Raw genomic sequence first — 256 nt, 5'->3', positions numbered from 1 at the left:
CGGTTTTCTTCCGCCAAGAAAGAATGGGGAAAAACGGCCAACCATTTAAAATCTATAAATTTCGAACAATGTACATAAACGCTCCGCAGCTAGCAACTGCAAGCTTTGAAAATCCAGAAAAATACATAACTAAAGTTGGTAAATGGCTGCGTAAATCAAGCCTGGATGAATTACCACAATTAATCAACGTTTTCAAAGGTGAAATGAGTATTATCGGTCCAAGACCATTGATTTTGAAAGAAAAGAAAGTCCTGTC

1 protein-coding gene is annotated in these 256 nt (G+C 37.1%); it reads left to right on the top strand.

Translation table 11 applies throughout. The annotated features are described in order from the left end of the window. Positions 1-256: sugar transferase (locus LI126_RS14900; RefSeq protein ID WP_227165701.1), on the top strand; the 256-nt coding region annotated here is incomplete at both ends.

Origin of the sequence: Mediterraneibacter sp. 210702-DFI.5.30 (assembly GCF_020560115.1) — a bacterium.
Classification (GTDB): Bacteria; Bacillota; Clostridia; order Lachnospirales; family Lachnospiraceae; genus Mediterraneibacter; species Mediterraneibacter faecis.
The sequence above is the reverse complement of the archived record's forward strand: the minus strand, read 5'-3'. Positions and strand labels throughout refer to the sequence as shown.